This is a genomic window from Methylobacterium sp. Leaf361 (assembly GCF_001424445.1).
GTDB lineage: Bacteria > Pseudomonadota > Alphaproteobacteria > Rhizobiales > Beijerinckiaceae > Methylobacterium.
On record NZ_LMPY01000013.1, the window covers coordinates 19,713 to 41,620 of the forward strand.

Annotated in this window: 19 protein-coding genes and 1 tRNA gene; 12 read left to right on the forward strand and 8 right to left on the reverse strand. The window is 70.7% G+C overall.

The window, feature by feature from the left end:
* Window positions 1-101: 101 nt before the first annotated feature.
* Entirely contained in the window at window positions 102-1,307 is a 1,206-nt protein-coding gene (locus tag ASG32_RS12230; protein ID WP_199866105.1) for an ABC transporter substrate-binding protein, read from the reverse strand.
* Window positions 1,308-1,588: 281 nt separating this feature from the next.
* Here ASG32_RS12230 and cpaB point away from each other — a divergent pair, with 281 nt between their 5' ends.
* The 7 genes from cpaB to ASG32_RS12265 all read left to right on the forward strand — a co-directional run bounded on the left by cpaB (window position 1,589) and on the right by ASG32_RS12265 (window position 9,656).
* Window positions 1,589-2,404 carry a Flp pilus assembly protein CpaB gene (cpaB, locus tag ASG32_RS12235; RefSeq protein ID WP_020095649.1) on the forward strand — a complete coding sequence of 272 codons (816 nt, stop codon included), beginning with the start codon at window positions 1,589-1,591 and terminating at the stop codon, window positions 2,402-2,404.
* A 5-nt stretch (window positions 2,405-2,409) separates the two neighbouring features.
* Window positions 2,410-4,038, forward strand: a complete 1,629-nt coding sequence (locus ASG32_RS12240) for a type II and III secretion system protein family protein (RefSeq protein WP_056526223.1) — start codon at window positions 2,410-2,412, stop codon at window positions 4,036-4,038.
* Between the two features lie 30 nt (window positions 4,039-4,068).
* Complete coding sequence (locus tag ASG32_RS12245) at window positions 4,069-4,836, forward strand: CpaD family pilus assembly protein (protein ID WP_175556351.1); 768 nt, start codon at window positions 4,069-4,071, stop codon at window positions 4,834-4,836.
* A 78-nt stretch (window positions 4,837-4,914) separates the two neighbouring features.
* A complete protein-coding gene (locus tag ASG32_RS12250) occupies window positions 4,915-6,159 on the forward strand; it encodes an AAA family ATPase (RefSeq protein WP_056526226.1) in 1,245 nt (414 codons plus the stop codon).
* A gap of 114 nt (window positions 6,160-6,273) precedes the next feature.
* Window positions 6,274-7,665 (forward strand): CpaF family protein, encoded by a 1,392-nt coding sequence (locus ASG32_RS12255; protein WP_244491914.1) that lies wholly within the window; start codon window positions 6,274-6,276, stop codon window positions 7,663-7,665.
* Window positions 7,666-7,669: 4 nt separating this feature from the next.
* Window positions 7,670-8,647, forward strand: a complete 978-nt coding sequence (locus ASG32_RS12260) for a type II secretion system F family protein (RefSeq protein WP_020095644.1) — start codon at window positions 7,670-7,672, stop codon at window positions 8,645-8,647.
* Between the two features lie 31 nt (window positions 8,648-8,678).
* Complete coding sequence (locus ASG32_RS12265; RefSeq protein ID WP_020095643.1) at window positions 8,679-9,656, forward strand: type II secretion system F family protein; 978 nt, start codon at window positions 8,679-8,681, stop codon at window positions 9,654-9,656.
* Window positions 9,657-9,681: 25 nt separating this feature from the next.
* Here the strand turns inward: ASG32_RS12265 and ASG32_RS12270 are convergent, their stop codons facing one another.
* Window positions 9,682-9,915: a GcrA family cell cycle regulator gene (locus ASG32_RS12270; protein WP_020095642.1), complete on the reverse strand. Its 234-nt coding sequence runs from the start codon at window positions 9,913-9,915 to the stop codon at window positions 9,682-9,684.
* 402 nt (window positions 9,916-10,317) lie between these two features.
* Between ASG32_RS12270 and sseA the strand changes: the two genes are divergently transcribed.
* Window positions 10,318-11,166: a 3-mercaptopyruvate sulfurtransferase gene (gene sseA / locus ASG32_RS12275; protein WP_056526232.1), complete on the forward strand. Its 849-nt coding sequence runs from the start codon at window positions 10,318-10,320 to the stop codon at window positions 11,164-11,166.
* Window positions 11,167-11,232: 66 nt separating this feature from the next.
* Here the strand turns inward: sseA and ASG32_RS12280 are convergent, their stop codons facing one another.
* From ASG32_RS12280 to ASG32_RS12295, 4 genes are read right to left on the reverse strand one after another with little or no spacing between them, the layout of a single operon-like run.
* Window positions 11,233-12,057, reverse strand: coding sequence for an FTR1 family protein (locus ASG32_RS12280; RefSeq protein ID WP_042672594.1), 825 nt, complete (start codon window positions 12,055-12,057; stop codon window positions 11,233-11,235).
* A 53-nt stretch (window positions 12,058-12,110) separates the two neighbouring features.
* On the reverse strand, window positions 12,111-13,544 hold the full coding sequence (locus ASG32_RS12285; protein ID WP_056526235.1) for a 4Fe-4S binding protein: 1,434 nt from the start codon (window positions 13,542-13,544) through the stop codon (window positions 12,111-12,113).
* On the reverse strand, window positions 13,541-13,891 hold the full coding sequence (locus ASG32_RS12290) for a cupredoxin domain-containing protein (protein ID WP_026605320.1): 351 nt from the start codon (window positions 13,889-13,891) through the stop codon (window positions 13,541-13,543). Before ASG32_RS12290 ends, ASG32_RS12285 begins: the two co-directional genes overlap by 4 nt.
* Before the next feature lie 17 nt (window positions 13,892-13,908).
* Window positions 13,909-14,472 carry an iron transporter gene (locus ASG32_RS12295; RefSeq protein WP_020095636.1) on the reverse strand — a complete coding sequence of 188 codons (564 nt, stop codon included), beginning with the start codon at window positions 14,470-14,472 and terminating at the stop codon, window positions 13,909-13,911.
* A gap of 353 nt (window positions 14,473-14,825) precedes the next feature.
* On the opposite strand from ASG32_RS12295, the gene ASG32_RS12300 reads away from it, so the two are divergent.
* Entirely contained in the window at window positions 14,826-16,949 is a 2,124-nt protein-coding gene (locus ASG32_RS12300; RefSeq protein ID WP_056526238.1) for a carbohydrate porin, read from the forward strand.
* A gap of 148 nt (window positions 16,950-17,097) precedes the next feature.
* Here ASG32_RS12300 and lipB read toward each other — a convergent pair whose 3' ends face one another.
* A complete protein-coding gene (gene lipB, locus ASG32_RS12305) occupies window positions 17,098-17,829 on the reverse strand; it encodes a lipoyl(octanoyl) transferase LipB (RefSeq protein ID WP_056526241.1) in 732 nt (243 codons plus the stop codon).
* A gap of 89 nt (window positions 17,830-17,918) precedes the next feature.
* Here lipB and ASG32_RS12310 point away from each other — a divergent pair, with 89 nt between their 5' ends.
* Entirely contained in the window at window positions 17,919-18,224 is a 306-nt protein-coding gene (locus ASG32_RS12310; protein ID WP_020095633.1) for a FliM/FliN family flagellar motor switch protein, read from the forward strand.
* A 118-nt stretch (window positions 18,225-18,342) separates the two neighbouring features.
* A tRNA-Leu gene (locus tag ASG32_RS12315) sits at window positions 18,343-18,427 on the forward strand.
* Between the two features lie 230 nt (window positions 18,428-18,657).
* Here the strand turns inward: ASG32_RS12315 and ASG32_RS12320 are convergent.
* Window positions 18,658-19,554: a helix-turn-helix domain-containing protein gene (locus ASG32_RS12320; protein WP_244491916.1), complete on the reverse strand. Its 897-nt coding sequence runs from the start codon at window positions 19,552-19,554 to the stop codon at window positions 18,658-18,660.
* 671 nt (window positions 19,555-20,225) lie between these two features.
* Here ASG32_RS12320 and ASG32_RS12325 point away from each other — a divergent pair.
* A complete protein-coding gene (locus ASG32_RS12325) occupies window positions 20,226-21,776 on the forward strand; it encodes a DEAD/DEAH box helicase (RefSeq protein ID WP_056526244.1) in 1,551 nt (516 codons plus the stop codon).
* Window positions 21,777-21,908: the final 132 nt, after the last annotated feature.

Here is a 21,908-nt window from a genome sequence, read left to right on the forward strand (position 1 = left end):
CGGGACATTCGACCCGCCGCCGTCTTTGCGAGCGGAGCGAAGCAATCCAGGGACGCGCCGCCCCGGGTCGCTGCGCTGCGCTCGCGATGACGGGGTGAGACCTACTTCGCCGCCGTCAGCGGGCAGCCGCTCTCAGCCGGAGAGGCGAAGGCCTCCTTGCCGGGGATCGTCGAGATCAGCTTGTAGAGGTCCCACGGACCCTTCGACTCGGCCGGCTTCTTGACCTCGAACAGGTACATGTCGTGGACCATGCGGCCGTTCGGCTGCACGATCCCGCCATGGGCGAAGACGTCGTCCACCGGCAGCTCCTTGAGCTTGGCGTTGACCGCGTCGGTCTCGTCGGTGCCGGCCGCCTTGACGGCCTTCAGGTAGGACAGGACCGCCGAGTAGGTGCCGGCCTGGATCATGTTGGGCATCCGGCCGGTGCGCTTCATGTAGCGCTGGCCGAAGGCGCGGGTCTCGTCGTTGGCGTCCCAGTACCAGCCCTCGGTGAGCGTCAGGCCCTGGGCGACCTTGAGGCCGAGCCCGTGCACCTCCGAGAGGGTGAACAGCAGCGCCGCGAGCTTCTGGCCGCCCTCGACGATGCCGTACTCGGCCGCCTGCTTGATCGCGTTCGAGGTGTCGAGGCCGGCATTGGCGAGCCCGATTACCTTGGCCTTCGAGCCCTGCGCCTGGAGCAGGAACGACGAGAAGTCCTGGTTCGAGAGCGGGTGCCGGACGCTGCCCAGCACCTTGCCGCCGTTGGCGAGCACGACCTTGCTGGTGTCGGCCTCCAGCGCCGAGCCGAAGGCGTAGTCGGCGGTGAGGAAGAACCACGTGTTGCCGCCCGCCCGGGTCAGCGCGCCGCCGGTGCCCACCGCCAGCGCCCGCGTGTCGAACGCCCAATGGTAGCCGTAGGGCGAGCATGCCTTGCCGGTGAGGTCGCTGGTCGCGGCCCCGGTGGTGATGGTGATCTTCTTCTTCTCCTTGGACAGGCCCTGGACCGCCAGCGCCACCGAGGAGGTGGTCAGCTCCATGATCGCGTCGACATTGTCGCGGTCGTACCATTGCCGGGCGATCGCCGAGGCGATGTCGGGCTTGTTCTGGTGGTCGGCCGTGAGGATCTCGATCGGCACGCTGCCGATCTTGCCGCCCATGTCCTCCACCGCCATCCGGGCGGCCTCGACCGAGCCCTGACCGCCGTACTCGGCGTAGAGGCCGGACTGGTCGTTGAGGACGCCGATCCGTATCGCGTTGTCCGAGAAGCTTCCCTGCGCGGCCGCCGGAGCGGACCCGAGCACGGTCCCCGCGAGAGCGGCCGCCATCACCGCGCCGCCGATTGTTCTGATCATGTCTCCCCCCGGTTCGCCCGAGTGCCCGCTTCTGAGGCGGTTCCGGCGGCACGATAGGGGACGACCCGGCGCCGCGCCACGGCCGAGGTCGGGCGGGAGCTGAAGGATTCCGCGGATTGTGACGCGGTTCCGATCGACCCGTTTCCGGACCGGCGACAACGGCAGAGGTTATAATACCTTAACCATAATTACACGAATCCCCGCGCAGGTTCCGGTCATGGACGGCAATCCGGCCGTCTCCGGCGCGTGGCGATGCGATGAACCCAGCCCGTTTCGCCGTCCTCGGAATCGCCCTCGCGGCGGGCACCGGGGCGGCCTTCCTGATGAGCGGCGGCGATCCGCCACCGCCGCCACCACCGCCGACGGCCGAGGCGCCACCGCAGCCGACGACCGACGTGCTCGTGGCCGCCATCGACATGCCCATGGGCCAGGTGCTCCGGGCCGCGGACCTGCGCTGGCAGCCCTGGCCGGACGGCGCCGTGGCCAACGGCTACATGACCCGCAAGATCAACCCCAAGGCCCTCGAGGAGACCGTCGGTGCGTCCGTGCGCTCGGGCTTCCTGACGGGCGAGCCGATCCGCGCGCAGAAGCTGGTGCGTCCGGAGAGCGGGTTCATGGCGGCGATCCTGCCGCCCGGCATGCGCGCGGTCGCCATCGTCACCGACAGCCGCGGAACCAACTCGGCCGGCGGCTTCATCCTGCCGAACGACCGCGTCGACGTGATCCGCACCTTCCGCGACGAGTCCAATTCGCGGGCCAACAACAGCGACGTGCAGCTCTCCCAGACGATCCTCACCGACATCCGCGTCCTGGCGATCGGTCAGCTGGTCCAGGAGAAGAACGGCACCAACGTCGTCACCGGCGAGACCGCGACGCTGGCCGTGACGCCCGCGCAGGCCGAGACCCTGGCGCTCGCCCAGAAGGTCGGCGCCCTGACCCTCTCCCTGCGCAGCCTCGCCGATGCCGGGCTGCCGCCGGAAGCCGTGCCGCTGGCCGACGCGTCCGCCGCGCAGATGCCCGAACCCGCCCTGACCGTGGTGCGCTTCGGCGTCGCGCGGCAGCAGACGCCGTGACCGCCATGACCGCTTCGCTGTCCCTCACGCGCCCGACGCGGCGCCCCGACCGCGGCCCGCGCCGTTGCTCGGCCGGCGCCCTCGCGCTGCTCGTCGCCCTGACCGGGCCGGCCTCTTCCCAGGACCGCCAGACCTTCGGCCCGGCGCCGATCCTCACGGTCGGAGCCGCGGAAGCGAGCTCGACCCGGCGGGTCGAGCTGACCGCGGGCCGGTCCGTCATCGTCGACCTGCCGCGGGACGCCAAGGAGGTGTTCGTGGCCAACCCCGCGGTGGCCAACGCCGTGGTCCGCTCGACCCGCAAGGTCTTCGTGATCGGCATGGCGGACGGCGCGACCTCGATCTTCATCATGGATGCCGAGGGCCGCCAGATCGCCGCCCTCGACGTGACGGTGGCGCGGGACCTGAACCTCGGGACCCTGCGCGAGCTACTCAACCAGAGCATCCCGGGCGGACGCTTCGACGTGCGCTCCTCGGGCGCCTCGGTGCTCCTGTCGGGGGCGGTCAACTCCTCGGCGGACGCGCAGCAGGCGATCGACATCGCCAACGCCTTCGTGGGCCTGGGCGGTGCCGGGGCCGCGGGAGCGGCGGGCGCGGCCAGCGGCGGCGTCGCCGCCGGCTCGCGGGGCGCGGTGATCAACAACCTCACGATCCGCAACAAGGACCAGGTGATGCTCCGCGTCACCGTGGTGGAGGTGTCCCGCAACGTCCTGAAGCAGTTCGGGATCAACATGGCCGGCAACTGGTCGGCTCTGAACCCGGTCGGAAACCTGGGGCAGACGCTCGTGAACGGCGGCACCTCTGCGGCCACGCTGGTGCCGGCGAACATCCCGAACGTGATCACCAACAGCCTGCCCTTCCCGGTGAACCCAGGGCTCGCCACCGGAAACCAGATCCAGGCCTCCGTCCAGGCGGGCGGCTTCTCGCTCCAGGCGACCCTGAAAGCGTTCGAGCAGGCCGGCGTCTCGCGCATCCTGGCCGAGCCGACACTCACCGCCATCTCGGGCGAGGCCGCCAAGTTCCTGGCCGGCGGCGAGTTCCCGGTCCCGTCCTCGGCCACCTGCGCGGTCGGCGGCGTCTGCTCGCCCGGCATCACCTACAAGCCCTACGGCGTCGCCCTGTCGTTCACCCCGACGGTGCTGGCCGACAACCGGATCTCGATCCGCGTCGCCACGGACGTGACCGAGATCGATCCGACGCAGAACTTCAGCTACGTCGTCGGCAACAATTCGGTCTCGGTGCCGGGCACCCGGGTGCGCCGCTCCGAGACCACCGTCGAGTTGCCCTCCGGCGGCGTGATGATGACCGCCGGCCTGATCCAGCAGGTCAACAGGCAGGCGATCGCCGGCCTGCCCGGCCTGATCAATCTCCCGATTCTCGGCGCGCTGTTCCGCTCCCGCGACTACCAGCGGATGGAGACCGAGCTGATGATCATGTGCACGCCCTACATCGCCCGGCCGATGGAGGCGAAGCAGGTCAGCCGGCCCGACGACAACTTCGTCGACGCCAGCGACGGCCAGACCGTGCTGCTCGGCCAGATCAACCGCATCTACGGCAAGGTCGCCCCGCCCGGCGCGGCCGCCGCGGCGCCGCTCGGCCGCACCTACCGCGGCCGCGTCGGCTTCATCGTCGAGTAGCGCCCCGCCGCGCCTCCCAGGATCGGACCCATGACCGGACCCATGACCGGACCCACGACCGGACGTCACCCGCCCGCCCTGCCGCGCCGCGCCGCGAGCGTGCTCGCCGCCTGCGCTCTCTCCGCCCTCGCGGCGGCCTGCAAGACCGATCCCGTCACGACTGGCGGCATCGACGTCACGGATTACCGCGCGCGCCACCCGATCGTGCTGACCGACGGCCCCCGCAGCCTCGACGTGTTCCCGACCGGCACGGGCCATCTGGACCCGCGCCAGGCGACCGATGTCGACGCCTTCATGCTGGAGTACCGGCGCTACGGCCGCGGAACCCTACTGATGCAGGTACCCCAGGGCGTCCCGCCCGACCAGGTCGCCGCCGTGCAGCGGACGGCCTCGGTTCTCGGCCGGCTCGGCACGCAGAACGGCGTCAACGCCCGCGAGATCGCCGTCAGCGGCTACGCGGTGGCGGCGCCGACCCTCGCCGCGCCGATCCGGCTGAGCTTCCAGCGCATGCAGGCCAAGGTGGCCGACGCCTGCGGCCTCTGGCCTCAGGACCTCGGGGCCGGCAATTTCGCGACCGACTACAACAACCGGCCGAGCTGGAACCTGGGCTGCGCCATGCAGTCCAACGTCGCCGCGCAGGTTGCCGACCCGGTCGACCTCGTGCGCGGCCGGCCCGAGGGCCGCATCGACACGGTCAAGCGGGTCCGGGACATTGGCCAGTTGCGGGACGGCAAGGATCCGTCAACCACATGGCGGCAAGATGGTCAGACCGCCGTGAAGGCCCAGGTCACGAACTGAGACAGCCGGCGCCGGGGATGGGCAGCCCCGCCGCCGATCGCAACGCCGCACCCCGCACGCGAACCCGAAAGCGCCGTCATGGCAGAGCTGTCCGAGACAACCGAGCGCACGATCGCCCCGGTGCCCCGGATCACCATCCAGGCCTTCTGCGAGACCGGCGAGACCGCGGCGATGATCGAGGGCGCGGCCCTCGACCGGCGCATGCAGAAGGCGCAGGTCAAGGTCCGGATGGGCGGCGGGGCCGCGGCGATCGAGGCGTACCGGCACGCGCCGACGCCCAACGTCATCGTCCTCGAGATCCAGGGCGCGCGCTCGCGGCCGATCGAGTGCCTCGACGCCCTGGCCGAGGTCTGCGACGAGGGGACCCGCGTCTTGGTGATCGGTCACGTCAACGACGTGATGCTTTACCGCCAGCTGATCCAGCGCGGGGTGTCCGATTACCTGATGGCGCCGGTCGAGCCCCTGACGCTCATCGCGGCGATCTCCGACCTGTTCACGGCCCCGGGCGTCAAGCCGGTGGGCCGGACCGTGGCGGTCTACGGCGTCAAGGGCGGCATCGGCGCCTCGACCGTGGCGCATAATTTCGCGTGGTCGGTGGCCCGGGGCCAGGGCGTCCAGACGGTGATCGCCGATCTCGACATCGCCTTCGGCACCGCCTCGCTCAACTTCAACCAGGACCCGCCCCAGGGCATCGCCGAGGCGGTGTTCGCCCCCGAGCGGCTGGACTCCGCCCTGGTCGAGCGGCTGCTGTCCAAGTGCAGCGACAACCTGAGCCTGCTCTCGGCCCCGGCGAGCCTCGACCGGACCATCGACCTGTCCGAGCCGGCCTTCGACACCCTGATCGAGCACATGCGGGCGAGCGTCCCGTGCGTGGTCCTCGACATCCCCCACCAGTGGAACGCGTGGACGAAGCGCGTCCTGACGGCGGCCGACGAGATCCTGATCGTGACCGGGCCCGACCTCGCCTGCCTGCGCAACGCCAAGAACCTCCTCGGCGCGCTGAAGCACGGTCGCCCGAACGACCAGCCGCCCCGCATCGTGCTGAACGGCGTCGGCGTGCCCAAGCGCCCCGAGATCGGCACCGCCGAGTTCGCCAAGGCCCTGGAGGCGCCGGTGGCCCTGACGATCCCGTTCGAGCCGACCCTGTTCGGCACGGCCGCCAACAACGGCCAGATGATCGCCGAGATCCAGGCGGGCTCGAAGGTGGCGGAGCTGTTCAACGACCTGGCGGCCATGACCCTCGGACGTCCCGAGAGCCGGCGGGGCCGTCCGAGCCTGCTGGAGCCGCTGCTCGCCAAGCTTTCCGGCCGCAAGGCATCCTGATGCGGACGCGATCCCTCACCCGGCCGGTGCCGCGGGTCAGCGTCGGGGCTCTGACCCATGTTCGGTAGGCGACAGTCCGGCGGCGCGTCGGCGCCGCCCCCGCCGATGCCGCAGATGCGGACCCCGGCCCCGGCCACGCCGGTGCTGCGCGACGCGCCGTCGCCCGCGCCGGCCCAGCGCCCGGCGCCGGCGGCCCCGGTCGTCGTCGAGACCGCGCGCTCGGAGGATTACTACCGCACCAAGAGCCTGATCTTCGGCGCCCTGATCGAGGCGATCGACCTGACGCAGCTCTCGCGCCTCGACGCCGAAACCGCGCGCGAGGAGATCCGCGACATCGTCACGGAGATCATCGGGCTCAAGAACATCGTCCTGTCGATCTCCGAGCAGGAGGAACTGCTCGACGACATCTGCAACGACGTGCTGGGCTACGGCCCGCTGGAGCCGCTGCTCGCCCGCGACGACATCGCCGACATCATGGTCAACGGCGCCCACCGGACCTTCATCGAGGTCAACGGCAAGATCCAGCTGACCAGCGTGCGGTTCCGCGACAACCAGCAGCTGATGAACATCTGCCAGCGCATCGTCAGCCAGGTCGGCCGGCGCGTCGACGACGCCTCGCCGATCTGCGACGCGCGCCTGCCGGACGGGTCCCGCGTCAACGTCATCGCGCCGCCGCTCGCCATCGACGGCCCGGCGCTCACGATCCGCAAGTTCAAGAAGGACAAGCTCACCCTGGAGCAGCTCGTGCGCTTCGGGGCGATCTCGCCCGAGGGCGCCGAGGTCCTCAAGATCATCGGCCAGTCGCGCTGCAACGTGGTCATCTCGGGCGGCACGGGCTCGGGCAAGACCACGCTGCTCAACTGCCTCACCGCCTTCATCGAGCACGACGAGCGGGTCATCACCTGCGAGGACGCGGCCGAGCTGCAGCTCCAGCAGCCGCACGTCGTGCGCCTGGAGACACGGCCGCCCAACATGGAGGGCCAGGGCCAGGTCACCATGCGCGACCTCGTGAAGAACTGCCTGCGCATGCGCCCGGAACGGATCATCGTCGGCGAGGTGCGCGGACCGGAGGCCTTCGATCTGCTCCAGGCGATGAACACCGGCCACGACGGCTCGATGGGCACGCTCCACGCCAACAGCCCGCGCGAGTGCCTGTCGCGTATCGAATCGATGATCTCGATGGGCGGCTTCACCCTGCCGTCGCGGACCCTGCGCGAGATGATCTGCGGCTCGATCGACGTCGTGATCCAGGCGATGCGTCTGCGCGACGGCTCCCGGCGCATCACCCACATCACCGAGGTGCTCGGCATGGAGGGCGACGTCATCACCACCCAGGACGTGTTCCTCTACGACATCGTCGGCGAGGACGCGAACGGCAAGCTGATCGGGCGTCACCGCTCCACCGGCGTCGGCCGGCCGAAATTCTGGGAGCGCGCCCGCTACTACGGCCTCGAACAGCGGCTCGGCGAGGCGCTCGACGCCGCCGAGGTCGTCGACCGGAACTGAGCCGATGGCGGACGCCTCCAACCTGCCGATCGCCGCCGGCCTCGCCGGCATCGCGGTGGCCGCCATCGCCTACGTGGCGGTCCTGCCCCTGCTCGGCGGCGAGCGCCGGGCCACCAAGCGCCTGAAGACGATCAGCGTCTCCGCCTCGGGGGCGGCGACCCGGGGCGTCGCCGTCAACCGGCGCGAGCAGGTCGCCAAGACGCTGAGCGAGATCGAGGCGAAGGCCAAGGGCGCCTCGAAGGCCAGCGTGGAATTGAAGCTCGCCCGCGCCGGCCTCGGCTGGACGAAGCAGACCTTCTACGGGGTCTCGGCCCTGAGCGGGGTCGTCTTCGGGCTCCTGCTCTTCGTCATCACCGACAACGCCCTGGCGGCGCTCGGCGCCGCCTTCGCGGGCGGCTTCGGCCTGCCGGCCTACCTGCTGCGCCATCTGCGGCTCAAGCGCATCGCGAAGTTCAACAAGGAGCTGCCCAACGCCGTCGACGTGGTGGTCCGCGGCATCCGCACCGGCATCCCGGTGGGCGACTGCTTCCGCATGGTCTCGCGCGAGGCCGAGGAGCCGGTGCGCAGCGAGTTCCGGACCGTGGTGGAGACGCAGGCGATGGGCCTGTCCCTCGGCGAGGCCTGCACGCGGCTGTTCGAGCGCGTGCCCACCGCCGAGGTGAACTTCTTCGCCATCGTGATCAACATCCAGCAGCAGTCGGGCGGTAACCTCTCCGAGGCGCTGAACAACCTCTCCACGGTGCTGCGCGACCGCGCCAAGATGCGCGGCAAGGTCCAGGCGATGAGCATGGAGGCCAAGGCCTCGGCCTCGATCATCGCCTGCCTGCCCTTCGCGGTGGCGGGCATCACCGCGCTCACCAGCCCCGACTACATCTCGCTGCTCTGGACCACCGACACGGGCAAGATCGCCCTGGTCGGCGCGGCGATCTGGATGTCCATCGGCATCTTCACCATCAAGAAGATGATCGCCTTCGAGTTCTAGGCGCGGTGCGCCGTCTGCCGGATCCCGCCCGATGATCGACGCCATCGCCGAGAAGCTGTTCGATCCCCGCTTCATGGGCACGCTGCTGACCGCCGTCGCGGCGGCCGCGACCGCCTACGCGGTGGCGCAGCCCTTCCTGGAGACCGACCGCCTCGGCAAGCGGATGAAGCTCGTCAGCGACGAGCGCGAGCAGATCCGGCGGCGCGAGCGGCTGAGCGCGGAGCGGACCGGAAGCCGGGCGACGCTGCGCACGGAGCCGAAGGCCTACATGAAGTCGGTCGTCGAGAAGTACCAGCTGCGCCGCTGGCTCGGCACGGACACGGCCAAGCGCAAGCTGATGCAGGCAGGCTACCGCGGCCAGGGGGCGGAGACCGCTTTCCTGTTCTTCCGCCTCGTCGTGCCGGTCGCGGCGGTGATCGCGGCCCTGTTCTACCTGTTCGTGCTGGAGGTGCTCGACGCCTCGTACCTCATGCGGTTCGGGCTCGTGATCGGCGCGGCCTACATGGGCATCAAGGCGCCCGAGCTGTTCCTGGTGAACACCGCCAAGAAGCGCCAGACCGAGATCCGCAAGGCGTGGCCGGACGCCCTCGACCTCACGCTGATCTGCGTCGAATCGGGCATGGCGATCGAGAACGCGTTCCGGAAGGTGAGCACCGAGATCGCCACGTCCTCCGTCGTGCTGGCCGAGGAGCTCGCGCTGATGACCGCCGAGATGTCGTTCCTGCCCGACCGGCGTCAGGCCTACGAGAACCTCGTGATGCGCACCGGCCTCGAGCCGGTGAAGTCCGTGGCGACGGCGCTGATCCAGGCCGAGCGCTACGGCACGCCGGTCGGTCAGGCGCTGCGGGTGCTGAGCCAGGAGAGCCGCGACATGCGCATGAACGAGGCAGAGAAGAAGGCGGCCGGTCTGCCGCCGAAGCTCACCGTGCCGATGATCCTGTTCTTCCTGCCCGTGCTGTTCGTCGTCATCATCACGCCGGCGGTCATCCAGATCATGCGGACGCAGTGACGGCCGGGATGGCGCAAGGAGAGGCTCAGCGGATGCGGCCGGGGCGGGTCGGCTCGAACACGATGCGGCGGTGGTAGGCGCACCAGCTCTTGCCGTCGGACACGGGGGCGCCGCAGCAGACGGCGCGGTCGTTCGGCTCGCCGATGATGTACTTGCACACGAAGGCGCCGGACTGCGCGAAGGGCACGCGCAGGTCGGCCGACGGCTCCTCGACGGTCTCGGCGTCGCCGATCTGGGACATGCGGACGAGTTGATTCATGGTGTCGATCGGCTCAATAAGCATCCTGCACGGTGGGTCGGGTACCCGGGCAGACAGGGAAGGTTTGAACGCATCTCGTTCAGGCGACGTCCCCGTATCGCGTCCGCGAGCGGAACGTCCGGGGCGGCCAACACGATGCCGGCCGGACGGCCGACGCGATTGGCGTCATCATGGTGTCGTAACTGGGGTTACGGCTCTTTAAAACAAGACCAGCCTGCGCTGGATGCATCGGACCACGGTGCGGGATGCGTAGCTCATCCGATCCGGCGCGCGCTCGATTGGCATTGGCGCGGCTGACGAATCCGCCCGAACGCCGCCGTCCCGCGATGGCCCGGGCGTGCAACGCTGGGCGACCTGTGGTTCTGTGAGTCCGCAACGCGAACAGAGCCGGATCCGCCGACCATGGCCCAAGCGCCCCTCGTGTCACCCGAATGGCTGCACGACCGCCTCGCGGCCCCCGACATCGTCGTGCTCGACGCCTCCTGGTACCTGCCCGCAGCGGGCCGCGATCCCGAGGCCGAGTTCCGCACCGCCCACATACCCGGCGCCCGCCGCTTCGATCTCGACGCCATGAGCGACACCGAGTCGAACCTGCCGCACATGCTGCCACGGCCCGAGGTGTTCGCGGCGCGGATGCGCGCGCTCGGCGTCGGCGACGGCATGCAGATCGTCGTCTACGACGGGCAGGGGCTGTTCTCCGCCCCGCGGGTCTGGTGGATGCTCAAGGCCTTCGGCGTGCGCGACGCGCTGGTGCTGGACGGCGGCCTGCCGGCCTGGGTGGCGGCGGGCTACCCGACCGAGGAGGGCGACCCGCGCCAGCCCGAGCGGCGGCACTTCACCGCCCGCTTCGACCACGGCGCCGTGGCGGACGCGGACGACGTCGCCCGCGCCCTGGACAGCGGCTCGGCGCAGGTCGTCGACGCCCGCTCGGGCACGCGGTTCCGCGGCGAGGAGCCGGAGCCCCGCCCCGGCGTCCGGCCGGGGCACATGCCCGGCGCGCGCAACCTGCACTACGCGGCCCTCCAGCGCGACGGCCGGATGAAGAGCCCCGAGGAGCTGAAGGCGGTCTTCGCCGAGAACGGCGTCGATCCGGACCGGCCGATCGTGACCACCTGCGGCTCCGGCGTGACCGCTGCGATCATCGCGCTGGCGCTGGAGACCATGGGCCGCCCGGCGCGGGGGCTCTACGACGGCTCCTGGTCGGAATGGGGCGCCGACCCGGCCCGGGCCGTGGCGACGGGCGCGCCGTAGCGCGCGGCGATCGGACGCCGCGGAGGCGGGCGAGGTCGATGCCCGCCGCCCGCCGGCCCGTCGCAACTAGGCCGGCCGCACCGCGCGGCGCTTGTCGGCGGCGCTCCACTGCATCAGGCCGACCATCACCGCGATGGTGGCGACGTAGACCAGCCCCTGGAGGGCGGTCGGCCGGTCGGTGTAGCCGACCAGGGCGTGCAGGACGCGGCCCGGCCAGGAATTCTCGGCGATCACGCCGGAGCTGTTCCAGAGGGTGTATCCGAGAACTTCGACCACCCCGGCATTCGCCAGGAACTGCGCCGCCTGCGCGGCGAGGCCGGCCGCGAGGAAGATGATCAGGACGCTGGTCACCGAGAAGACGTAGCGGCTCGGAATCGAGGCGAGCCCGAGATAGGTCACCGCCGAGAGGAGCGCGCCGGCGCCGATGCCGGCGACCGCACCGAACTGGATGTCGGCGCCCGAGGTGCCCGAGGCCACGAGGCCGTAGAGGAACAGGACCAGCTCGGCCCCCTCGCGCAGGATCGCGGCGCCGATCACGATCGACAGGGCCGCCGCCTCCCGCTCGCCCGAGCGCACCGCCGCGCCGGCGGCGCGCAGTTCGCCCGCCAGCTCCTTGCCGTGCTTGCTCATCCAGGTGTTGTGCCAGATCAGCAGCAGCACCGCGACGATCAGGACCGCGGCGTTCAGGATGTCCTGCCCGCTGCCCTCGAACGCGTCCGAGATCTTCTCGGCGAACAGCGCCACCAGGGCGGCGCCCGCGAGGCCGCCGGCGATGCCGAGCAGGACCCAGCGCATCCGGCCCGGGATGCCGCGGGTGGCGGCCAGCACGATGGAGATGATGAGGCCCGCCTCGATGACTTCGCGGAAGGCGATGACGAAGGCGCCGATCATGGCGGTCTCCAGGGTTTGTGAGGTCGTGTGACGCGGCGCGCGCGGACCGCGCGCTACCAGATCCAGAACAGGAGCACCCAGTTGGCCACCGAGAGGGCGGCCGCGCCGGCGATGCAGGCCGAGGCCGCCACCCGGCGGAGGCCGCCGGCGGCGAGACCCGCCACCCGCCAGGCCAGCCAGACGCTCCACAGGCTGGCGCCGGCGAGCAGGCCCGCGCGGATCTCCGCCACGTAGGGGATCACGATGCCGTCGCCGCGCAGGAACGTCACGGTGAGCGCCGACAGGCCCAGGAACACGCCGCAGCCCGCGACCGGGATCAGGGTCTGGGTCAGGTGGTGGAAGCGCCGGAGCGACCAGCCGCCGAGGCTCAGGGTCGCGAGCGCCACGATCCCCGACAGGGCGAGCCCGAGGACGATCGTCGCGGCGCCGATGTAGGCCAGCAGCAGCCCGCCGTCGAGGAGCGTCATGACGTCGTTGCGGTCGGGGTAGTTCGTCAGCACGAACCAGGGCGCCGAGTGCTCCAGGGGCCACGTCGTCCCGCGCTCGATGAGCCACGTGGCCGCCCATTGCTTGGCATCGACGAACCAGGGGCTCGAGGACCACTGGAAGGCGCCGACCGCCAACGCCAGCATGCCGAACAGGATCAGCATGGTCTGGTCGAGGCTGGGCTCCGCGCCGGCCACGTGGACGATCTCGTGGTTGGGCGAGCGCAGGGCGAGGCGCACGGCGCCGCGGTGGCCGCTGCAGCGGCCGCACATGTGGCAGGCGCCCGCGCCGCGCATGGTCCTGACCGGCACGAGGGGCGCGCAGTTGAAGGACTCGGTGCCGCCGACGGGCTTGGGCGAGTCCGCCCAGGCGGCGCGGTCGACCTGGAAGCTCACCGGCGCGAGCTTCGACAGCACCGCGAAGACGCCGTTGACCGGGCAGAGGTAGCGGCACCAGACGCGCTTGTTGCGCCCGTACAGCAGCCCGACCACGATCGCCGCCAGGGTCGAGCCGCCGAGCACCGCGAGGACCGGCTTCGGGTAGCCGTACACGCTGGTCATCTGCCCGTAGACGGTGGTTCCGGCGAAGGCCACGAACGGCCAGCCCTGCCAAGTGATCCAGCGCGGCACGGCGTAGCCGCGGCTCCACCGGCTCGCGAACTCGCTGAGGGCCCCCTCCGGGCAGAGCACGCCGCACCAGGCCCGGCCGACCAGCACCATGCTGACCAGCACGAATGGCCACCAGATCCCCCAGAAGGCGAACTGCGCGGCGAGCGTCAGGTTGGTCCAGATGTGGGCGGCGTTGTCGGGCAGCGGCAGCAGGGCCGGCACGATCACCAGCACCGCGTAGACGGCGACGATCAGCCATTGCACGGACCGGATGATCCAGCCGTACCGGCGCAGCGCGTCGCCGAACCGGGCGAGCCGCGCGTCGACCGCGGAGCGGCGCGGCGTGACGTCGGCGAGGGCCAGGGAGCCGGGCGCTGTCGTGGACGCGCTCATTTGGCCACCAGGGTCGCCTTCGCTTCCGGGTGGAAATCGTCGAACACCTGGTAGGTGCCGGCATCGAGGGTGCGGAACACGATCGCCGAGGTCGAGCCCGCGGCCAGCGCCTTCTCGCGCCGCAGTTCCGTGCTCTCGAACTCCACCGGCGTCTGGCCAGTGTTCGAGATCTCCAGCTTGAACCGGGTGTTGGCCGGAACCTCGATCACCGTCGGGATGATCACGCCGTCGCGCATCTCCACCTTGATGACCGGCATGTCGTCGGCGCGCGCGGGCGCGGAGGCCGACGCGGCGGCGACCAGCAGCAGCGGGATGGCTCGGACGAGGGAGCGCGGCAGGCGGGACACGGTCAGCTCCGGCACTCTCAGTAGGCGCCCTTCTTACCGACGCCGGCGAAGGTGAAGTCCTGGGTGATCTCGAAGGGCTCGAACCACGGGCCGACGCCCGTCTCCTTGTCGACGTGGCGGCCGAAATGGCTGTCCTTGCCGGGCGGCGCGACGGTGACCTTCAGACGGTAGCGACCCGGGCCGAACAGCTTGACGTTGTCGCCGTAATGCGGCCCGTCGTTGGCGACCATCGGCATCAGCATGCCCGACACCGTCTGGTCGGTGGGCTTGTCGCCGTCGAGCTTGACCGCCTCGAAGCGGACGTCGAGCGCCGGCACCCAGTCCCCTTCCGCGAAGCCGTTGCGGTTGTCCTTGGCGGCGCGGATATCGGTCTCGAGGTGGATGTCCGACTTGGCGGCCTCGCGCATCATGCCGGGCGGATCCATCTCGATCGGCTGCAGATAGACGGCCGCGACCTCCAGGCCGTTGCGCGTCACGTGCGGACCGATCGGCACCTCCTTGGCGGCCGCGGCACCGGCGAACGCCAGGAGCGAGGCCGCGGCGAGGCCGCGGAGAACCGGGAGGATGTGCGAGGCGTGCATGCGACCGCACATAATCCAGGCCGCGGGAAGATCAAACCGGAATCGCACGAGAGTCAAATAATAACAATTCTAATCTGCCGGTCAGCCGAATCGACATTACGGTATTCGCATGTCGTTGCATCGAAAAAGGTCGATCACGGCGCACTTACACGAAGCTATTCGCGGTGCGATGCCCTCTGGATCTTGACGAATCCAACGCGGGCTGGATCGTCACGCCAGTGCCATGCGACGAACCGAGGATGCGAGGCGGCAAGGCCATGGATCGCACGATGGCCCGCGATCACGAGCGCGCGACCCGGCTTGCGCGGCCCCGTGACGCGTTTTAGCAAAAGCTATACTTTTCTGTGAGTCGGATGAGATCCCGTTCCGTGTCCCTGGTCCGCACCGCGGCGCTCGTCCTGGCCGTCCCTCTCCTGGCGCCCGCCGCCGCGCGGGCGGCCGACATCTCCCCGCCGCGCCCAGTCGAGGCGCCGTCCTACACCGACTGGTCGGGGGGCTATGTCGGCCTCGAGGGCAGTGCCGGCGGGTCCTACGGCGCATACAATTTCGGTCCGACGACGATCGGCGCCCGGCCGGTCCCGGCTTTCAAGAGCGGCGATTCCACCGGCCGCAGCGACCAGGGCAAGAACGCCACGACGGCGGTCGGCGGCCTGTTCGGCGGCTGGAACTGGCAGGCCGGGCCATGGGTCTACGGCGTCGAGGCGAGTCTCGATGCGGCGAATCTGAAGCGGCCCGTCCCCTCGACGATCGCGGGCTTCGGCTACGCGGACGTGGACCCGGCCTTCAACATCGTGCGCGCCAAGACGGATCTCTACGGCACCCTGCGCGCCCGGCTCGGCTACAGCTTCGACCGCTACCTGATCTACGGCACCTTCGGCCTCGCAGGGGCGAACGCACGCATCCTGGCGAATTACCCGGACCTCGACACGGGCGGCCAGACCACCGCGCGGCAGGACCTCGGCTACGTCGGCTTCACCCTCGGCGCGGGCGTGCAGTACGCCATCACCGACAGCCTCGCGCTGGGCATCGACTACCGCTACATCGATCTCGGGGGCAGCCGGCGCTTTCCGCTGGGCACGGTGCCCGGCGACGCGGGCGGGCCGGTCACGACCCGGGCGCGCTTCACGTCCAACGAGCTGTTCGCGCGGCTGATGTGGTTTCCGGACGGGCTGAATGTCCCCCCGGACCGGGACGAGACCGCCCCGCACGATCCCGACAACGGCGATACCGACCGCTTCTCGCTCCACGGCCAGACGACGCTGATCGCGCAGGGCGTTCCCGGCTTCCGCTCGCCCTACGAGGGTGCGCAGAGCCTGATCCCCCATCAGGCCCGGCAGACCACGACGGCCACGATCTTCCTCGGCCTCAAGCTCACCGACAGCACCGAGATCTACTACAATCCCGAGTTCAGCCAGGGCTTCGGCCTGTCGCGGACGCTCGGCGTCGCCGGCTTCGTCAACGGCGAGGCGCAGAAGGCCGGCGCCCCGTTCCCGAAGCTGCGCTCGAACCGCTACTACGTGAAGCAGACCTTCGGGCTCGGCGGCGAGACCGTGGAGGTGCCGGACGGACCGAACCAAGTGGCCACCCGCTACGACGCCGAGCGGATCACGCTGATCGCCGGCAAGTTCGCGCTGGGCGACTTCTTCGACGGAAACATCTACGCGCACGACCCGCGCGTGGACTTCTTCAACTGGTCGCTCTGGGGTTCCTCGGCCTGGGACTTCCCGGCCAATCTCCCGGGCTTCACGCAGGGCGTCTACGCCGAGTACAACCGCCCCGAATTCGCGATCCGCGCCGCCTACACGCAGGTGCCCAAGGAGCCGTCGAGCGACGTGCTCGACCCGCGGGTGTTCCGGCGCGCGGGGCTGAACGTCGAGTTCGAGGAGCGGCACGTGCTCCCGTGGCTGGAGCAGCCCGGCAAGATCCGCATCGGGCTGTTCTCGAATGTCGGCGTCTCGGCCAACAACCGCGACGTCGTCACCCTGACCCAGCTCGGCCTGTTCGACGACATCAACGACGCCGTCGCGGCGACCCGGCGTCCCCGCCGCAAGACCGGCGGCTACATCAACCTGGAGCAGGCGCTGACGCCCGAACTCGGGCTGTTCGCCCGGGCGAGCCTGAACGACGGGCGCACCGAGAACATCTCGTTCACCGACATCGACCGGAGCTTCTCCGGCGGCCTGTCGCTGAAGGGCAAGGCCTGGGACCGCCCCGACGACACAGTCGGCATCGGCGCCGCAATGAACGGGCTCTCGCCCTCGCACCGGGCCGCCTTCGCGGCCGGGTATCTCGGGCTGCTGATCGGCGACGGGCGCCTCAACTACGGTACCGAGCGCGCGCTGGAGGCCTACTACGCCCTGAACCTCACGAAGTTCGTCACGCTGACCTTCGACTACCAGTTCATCGACAATCCCGGATACAATCGCGACCGCGGGCCGGCGCACTTCTTCGCCTCGCGGCTGCACGCCGATTTCTGATCGGCGCCGGTGAGACGGCCTCCGGCCGGAGCGTTCGGACGCTATGCGTATTCGCGAGCGAAGCGATCCGGTCCGGGCTCTGGACGACACGCCTCCTGGGTCGCTGCGCTCGCGACGACGGCGGCATCGCCCGATGGCGCGGCCCTGCTCACTCCGCCGCCTCGATCGCGGTCGCCCCAAAGATCGCCTCGAAGGCGGCGCGGAGTTGCATGTCGACCTCGGCCATGCTCACCGGCAGGCCGAGATCGACGAGGCTCGTCACGCCGTGCTCCCGGACGCCGCACGGCACGATCCCGTCGAAATGCGCGAGGTCGGGCTCCACGTTCAGGCTGATGCCGTGGAAGCTGACCCAGCGGCGGACGCGGATGCCGATCGCCGCGATCTTGTCTTCGACGCCGGGCCCCTTCTCGGGCCGGCGCACCCAGACGCCGACCCGGTCCTCGCGGCGCTCGGCGCGGACGTTGAAGGCGGCCAGCGTCTCGATCAGCCACGCCTCCAGGCTCGCCACGTAGGCGCGCAGGTCGCGGCTGCGCCGGTCGAGGTCGAGCATCACGTAGGCCACCCGCTGGCCGGGGCCGTGATAGGTGTACTGCCCGCCCCGCCCCGTCGCGTGGACCGGGAACCGGTCCGGCGCGACGAGATCCTCCGGGCGGGCCGACGTGCCCGCCGTGTAGAGCGGCGGGTGTTCCAGCAGCCAGACGCATTCGGGCGCCGCGCCGCGGGCGATCGCCTTCGCGCGCGCCTCCATCCAGGCGAGGGCGGCGGCGTATTCCACCGCCGCGTCGCTCACGCGCCAGCCCACCGGGCCGGCGACCGGATCGGTGCCGGGCCGCTTCGGGAAGGCGGGCGGGCTGACCGTGAGGCGGGGCGCGTTTACCAAGAGTTCACCATCCTGCGTCGATGTTCGAAGCCTTCAACATCCGCGGCCGGCGGTTGCAAGGTTCCGGCTGCGAGACGGGATGGCGGACGGTGGCGGTCTTCGAGACCCTGAAGGTCGATCTGACGGTGGTGCTGGGCCGGGCCCGCATGCCGCTGCACATGCTCCTCCGGATGGGCCGCGGCGCCGTGATCGAGCTCGAAGCCAGCGACAGCGACATGGTCGAGATCCTGGCCAACGACCACCCGATCGCGCGCGGGCAGATCGTGGTGACGGGCGACCGCATCTCCGTGGAGGTGACCGAGCTGATCCGCAAGGCGGCCTCGATCGTCGAGCCGGGCGTCAGCATCGGCGACGGCGCGGCGCCTTTCCTGGAGGGCGGCTACGATTCCCCGTGACTGCGCTTGTCGGCGGCCGGACGATCTGTTATCCGCTGCGCCGCGCGACACGAAAGCGGCCCCGGGTTCTCCCGCGGCGCGCGACGGTCGAGCGAACGGACCGGTCTTCGCGTCCGATGCGGCCATGGCGGAATTGGTAGACGCGCTAGCTTGAGGTGCTAGTCCCGAGAGGGGTGGAGGTTCGAGTCCTCTTGGCCGCACCACATTGTTTCGGTTGCCCGGATCTTCGGCAACCCGGATGTGGCGCATGACAGGGCGGTGCGCCGCCGATCACGATACACCATTATCTGAGCCGACGCGCCGGGTCGCGACGCGCGTGCCGTTCGCACGCCGGGCGCAGGCGCCTGCGCCCGGCCAGGGGTTGCGCGAGAACCGCGCGCATCATTCCGCGCCGGGACGTCGCGGGATCGGCGGAGGCCGGCCACCGTCCCGATCAGGGAGCCGACGGAGCACCGGAAGCCCGCAGCAGGGCGGCCTCCCTGTACTCGCGCGGGGTCAGGCCGTGGCGGTCCTTGAACCGGCGGGAGAAGTGCGCCTGGCTGGTGAACCCGCAGCCGTAGGCGAGCATCCCGATCGACAGGTGCAGGCAGGCTGGGTCGGACAGCCGCTTGGCCGCCGCCGCCAGCCGGCGCTCCCAGATCCAGTCGGAGATGTGCTGGCCGCGCTCGTGGAACAGCTCCTGGAGCCGGCGCAGCGAGACCCCCGTGGCGGCCGCGAGCTGGGGCGGGTCCAGTCCCGGATCGTCCAGATGGGCCTCGACATGCGCCTTCGCGCGCTGAACGACGACGCTGCCGTGGACGGGGCGAGGCACATCCTGCGCGAGCCGCTCGGCGAGGCTCGCCACGATCAGGTCGACCGCGATCGCCGACATGCGCTCGGCGGCGTCGGGCGTGAGCTGGTGCCGCACCCGGATCAGGTCGTGGATGAAGCCGGTCGCCAGCGTGGCCGACGCGAGGTCCGCCCCGACCGACAGGCCGGTGTAAAGCCGTGTCGAGCCGAGCACGCCTTCCAGGCGCTCCCGCGGCAGCTCCAGGAACAGGGCCTGGCTGTCCCTGTGGGTCGTCAGCACGGAGGGGCGATGGTCGAGCACGACCATGTCGCCCGGCCGCTGCACGGCCTCCCGGCCGTCCTGAACGCTCGTCGACAGGCCCGCGAGCTTGAACAGCACCACGACCATCCCGGCCCTGTCGTGGCGCCGGGCCGCGCTGGGCGTCGTCTCGCATCGCAGGGCGCTCTGCGTCAGGCGCGAGAGGTACAGCGCGCCGATCTCCGCGACGTCGAGCCTGCCCCGGAACGGCCCGTCGTCGAGGCGCTCGACCTCGATCGGCACGAGCCGCTCCCCGAGAAGGTCTCGCCAGAGCTTGAAGCCGCTCCGGGGGTGTAGACCTCCGTCGAAAACACTGTCTGCATAGGCAATATCTGAAGTTGCGGCCGCGCCGTTCGGCCGCGCAGCGATCGTTGAATACCGATCGCTGCGTATCTTTAGATACACTTTCACGCTCGGATGATCCAACAATACCGTCAATTCCGAAACAATTATATCTCAACGGACAGATCAGAGGCGATCCTCGGTCACAACGACGATAAACGCCCGCCCCGACCACATCGGGAAGACGGGATCGACACGTATCGGCAGCCGAGCCGCGTCTTCGGGCGATCCCGAGTGCACGGGGCACGGCACCGTCGGACGAGCGCCCGCTGTTCACCGGCGCGACGGCGGCGCTCAGCCTGAGCGGACCGCAACCCGGCCCTGCATTGACTTCGCAGCCGCACACACGCATATCGGCGATGCAGCGTCAGCGGCCGCCACGGCCCGCTTGAGGGGGCTGCGTGACGGATCGGGCGCCTCCCCGGCGTGATCCGGCCCCCCTCTTCATAACGTGCATGCACCCGGGCCGCCCCATCACGCGGGCTGCCCCCTGCCAACGGACCGGCTCATACACGGCACAGCTCGCGAGCGACGCGAGGCGCCCGGCCGGCCCTGCTGCATCGGATACATCCTTGACCCAATTCACCGATTTCGGCCTCGCCCAGCCCGTGCTGCGGGCGCTCAGCGAGGCCGGCTACGTCGCGCCGACCCCGATCCAGGCCCAGGCGATCCCGCCGGCCATGGCGGGCCGCGACCTCTGCGGCATCGCCCAGACCGGCACCGGCAAGACCGCGGCCTTCGCGCTGCCGATCCTGCACCGCCTCTCGCTCTCGGACCGCCGCGCGCCGCGCCGCGGCTGTCGGGTGCTGGTGCTCTCGCCGACCCGCGAGCTCGCCAACCAGATCGCCGAGTCGTTCACCGATTACGGCCGGCACCTGTCCTACACCACGACGGTGGTGTTCGGCGGCGTCACCATCAGCCGCCAGGAGCGGGCGCTGGCGCCGGGCGTCGACGTCCTCGTCGCCACCCCCGGCCGGCTGATCGACCTCGTCGACCGCCGCTCGCTGACCCTGGAGGGCGTCGAGATCCTCGTCCTCGACGAGGCCGACCAGATGCTCGACCTCGGCTTCATCCACGCCCTCAAGCGCATCGTGAAGATGCTGCCGCAGAAGCGCCAGAGCCTGTTCTTCTCGGCCACCATGCCCAAGAACATCGCGGGCCTGGCGTCCCAGTACCTCACCGATCCGGTCCAGGTCGCGGTGACGCCGGTCGCCACCACGGCCGAGCGGGTCGAGCAGGAGGTGATCTTCGTCCATACCGGCGCCAAGCAGGCGCTGCTGGGGCACATCCTGCGCGATCCGGCGATCGAGCGCGTGCTCGTCTTCACCCGGACGAAGCACGGGGCGGACCGGGTCGTGCGCGGCCTCGACAAGGTCGGCATCGCGGCTGCCGCGATCCACGGCAACAAGAGCCAGCCCCAGCGCGAGCGGGCGCTGGCCGCCTTCAAGGACGGCTCCTGCCGGGTCCTGGTCGCCACCGACATCGCGGCCCGCGGCATCGACGTCGAGGGCGTGAGCCACGTGGTCAACTTCGACCTGCCGAACGTGCCGGAGAGCTACGTCCACCGGATCGGCCGCACGGCCCGCGCCGGCGCCGACGGCCTCGCCATCTCGTTCTGCAACGACGAGGAGAAGGCCTACCTGCGCGACATCGAGCGCGTGACCCGGCAGAAGGTCCCGGTGGCGGGCTTCCCTGAGGGCTTCACCCCGCCGTCCCGCCAGGAGGCCGCCGAGATCGCCCGCGAGGAGGAGCGCCGGCCCGAGCGTCCGCAGCAGCGCCCAGGCGGCGGCCGCCAGGGCCAGCGGCCCCGGCAGCAGCAGGGCCGTCCCCAGCAGGGCCGGCCCGAGGGCGGCCGCGGCTTCGGCGGTCCCAGCCAGGGCGCGCCCCGGCAGGGCCGACCCCAGGACGGCCGCGGCGACAACCGCGGTGACAATCGCGGCCACGCCCCGCAGGGCCGCGACGCCCGCGCGGACCGGCCCGCCCGCCCGCAGGGCGAGCGCCCGAATCAGGGTCGCCCGAGCCGCGACGCCCGGCCCCAGCGCGCCGATGCCCGTCCGCGCAGCGGCGGTGGCGGCGGCGAGGGTCGCAGCATCGGCTGGCTGGAGCGGGCGCCCCGTTCCTGAGCGAAGATGGCCTGAGTGACGATCGAGCCGCCCGGGACGGATCCGTCCCGGGCGGCTTCGTTTCCGGTGACCGCGCCGGACGAGCGGCGAAACCGCAACCGGATGACGGCTCGACCCTCCGTGTGAACCCGG

What these genes read in the sequence shown, in the direction of transcription:
- ASG32_RS12300 (WP_056526238.1), top strand. Translation starts at nt 14,826, where the DNA reads ATGAGATCCCGTTCCGTGTCCCTGGTCCGCACCGCGGCGCTCGTCCTG.
- ASG32_RS12255 (WP_244491914.1), top strand. Translation starts at nt 6,274, where the DNA reads ATGCGGACCCCGGCCCCGGCCACGCCGGTGCTGCGCGACGCGCCGTCG.
- ASG32_RS12260 (WP_020095644.1), top strand. Translation starts at nt 7,670, where the DNA reads ATGGCGGACGCCTCCAACCTGCCGATCGCCGCCGGCCTCGCCGGCATC.
- ASG32_RS12250 (WP_056526226.1), top strand. Translation starts at nt 4,915, where the DNA reads ATGGCAGAGCTGTCCGAGACAACCGAGCGCACGATCGCCCCGGTGCCC.
- ASG32_RS12265 (WP_020095643.1), top strand. Translation starts at nt 8,679, where the DNA reads ATGATCGACGCCATCGCCGAGAAGCTGTTCGATCCCCGCTTCATGGGC.
- ASG32_RS12280 (WP_042672594.1), bottom strand. Translation starts at nt 12,057, where the DNA reads ATGATCGGCGCCTTCGTCATCGCCTTCCGCGAAGTCATCGAGGCGGGC.
- cpaB (WP_020095649.1), top strand. Translation starts at nt 1,589, where the DNA reads ATGAACCCAGCCCGTTTCGCCGTCCTCGGAATCGCCCTCGCGGCGGGC.
- ASG32_RS12270 (WP_020095642.1), bottom strand. Translation starts at nt 9,915, where the DNA reads ATGAATCAACTCGTCCGCATGTCCCAGATCGGCGACGCCGAGACCGTC.
- ASG32_RS12285 (WP_056526235.1), bottom strand. Translation starts at nt 13,544, where the DNA reads ATGAGCGCGTCCACGACAGCGCCCGGCTCCCTGGCCCTCGCCGACGTC.
- ASG32_RS12295 (WP_020095636.1), bottom strand. Translation starts at nt 14,472, where the DNA reads ATGCACGCCTCGCACATCCTCCCGGTTCTCCGCGGCCTCGCCGCGGCC.
- sseA (WP_056526232.1), top strand. Translation starts at nt 10,318, where the DNA reads ATGGCCCAAGCGCCCCTCGTGTCACCCGAATGGCTGCACGACCGCCTC.
- ASG32_RS12240 (WP_056526223.1), top strand. Translation starts at nt 2,410, where the DNA reads ATGACCGCTTCGCTGTCCCTCACGCGCCCGACGCGGCGCCCCGACCGC.
- ASG32_RS12245 (WP_175556351.1), top strand. Translation starts at nt 4,069, where the DNA reads ATGACCGGACCCATGACCGGACCCACGACCGGACGTCACCCGCCCGCC.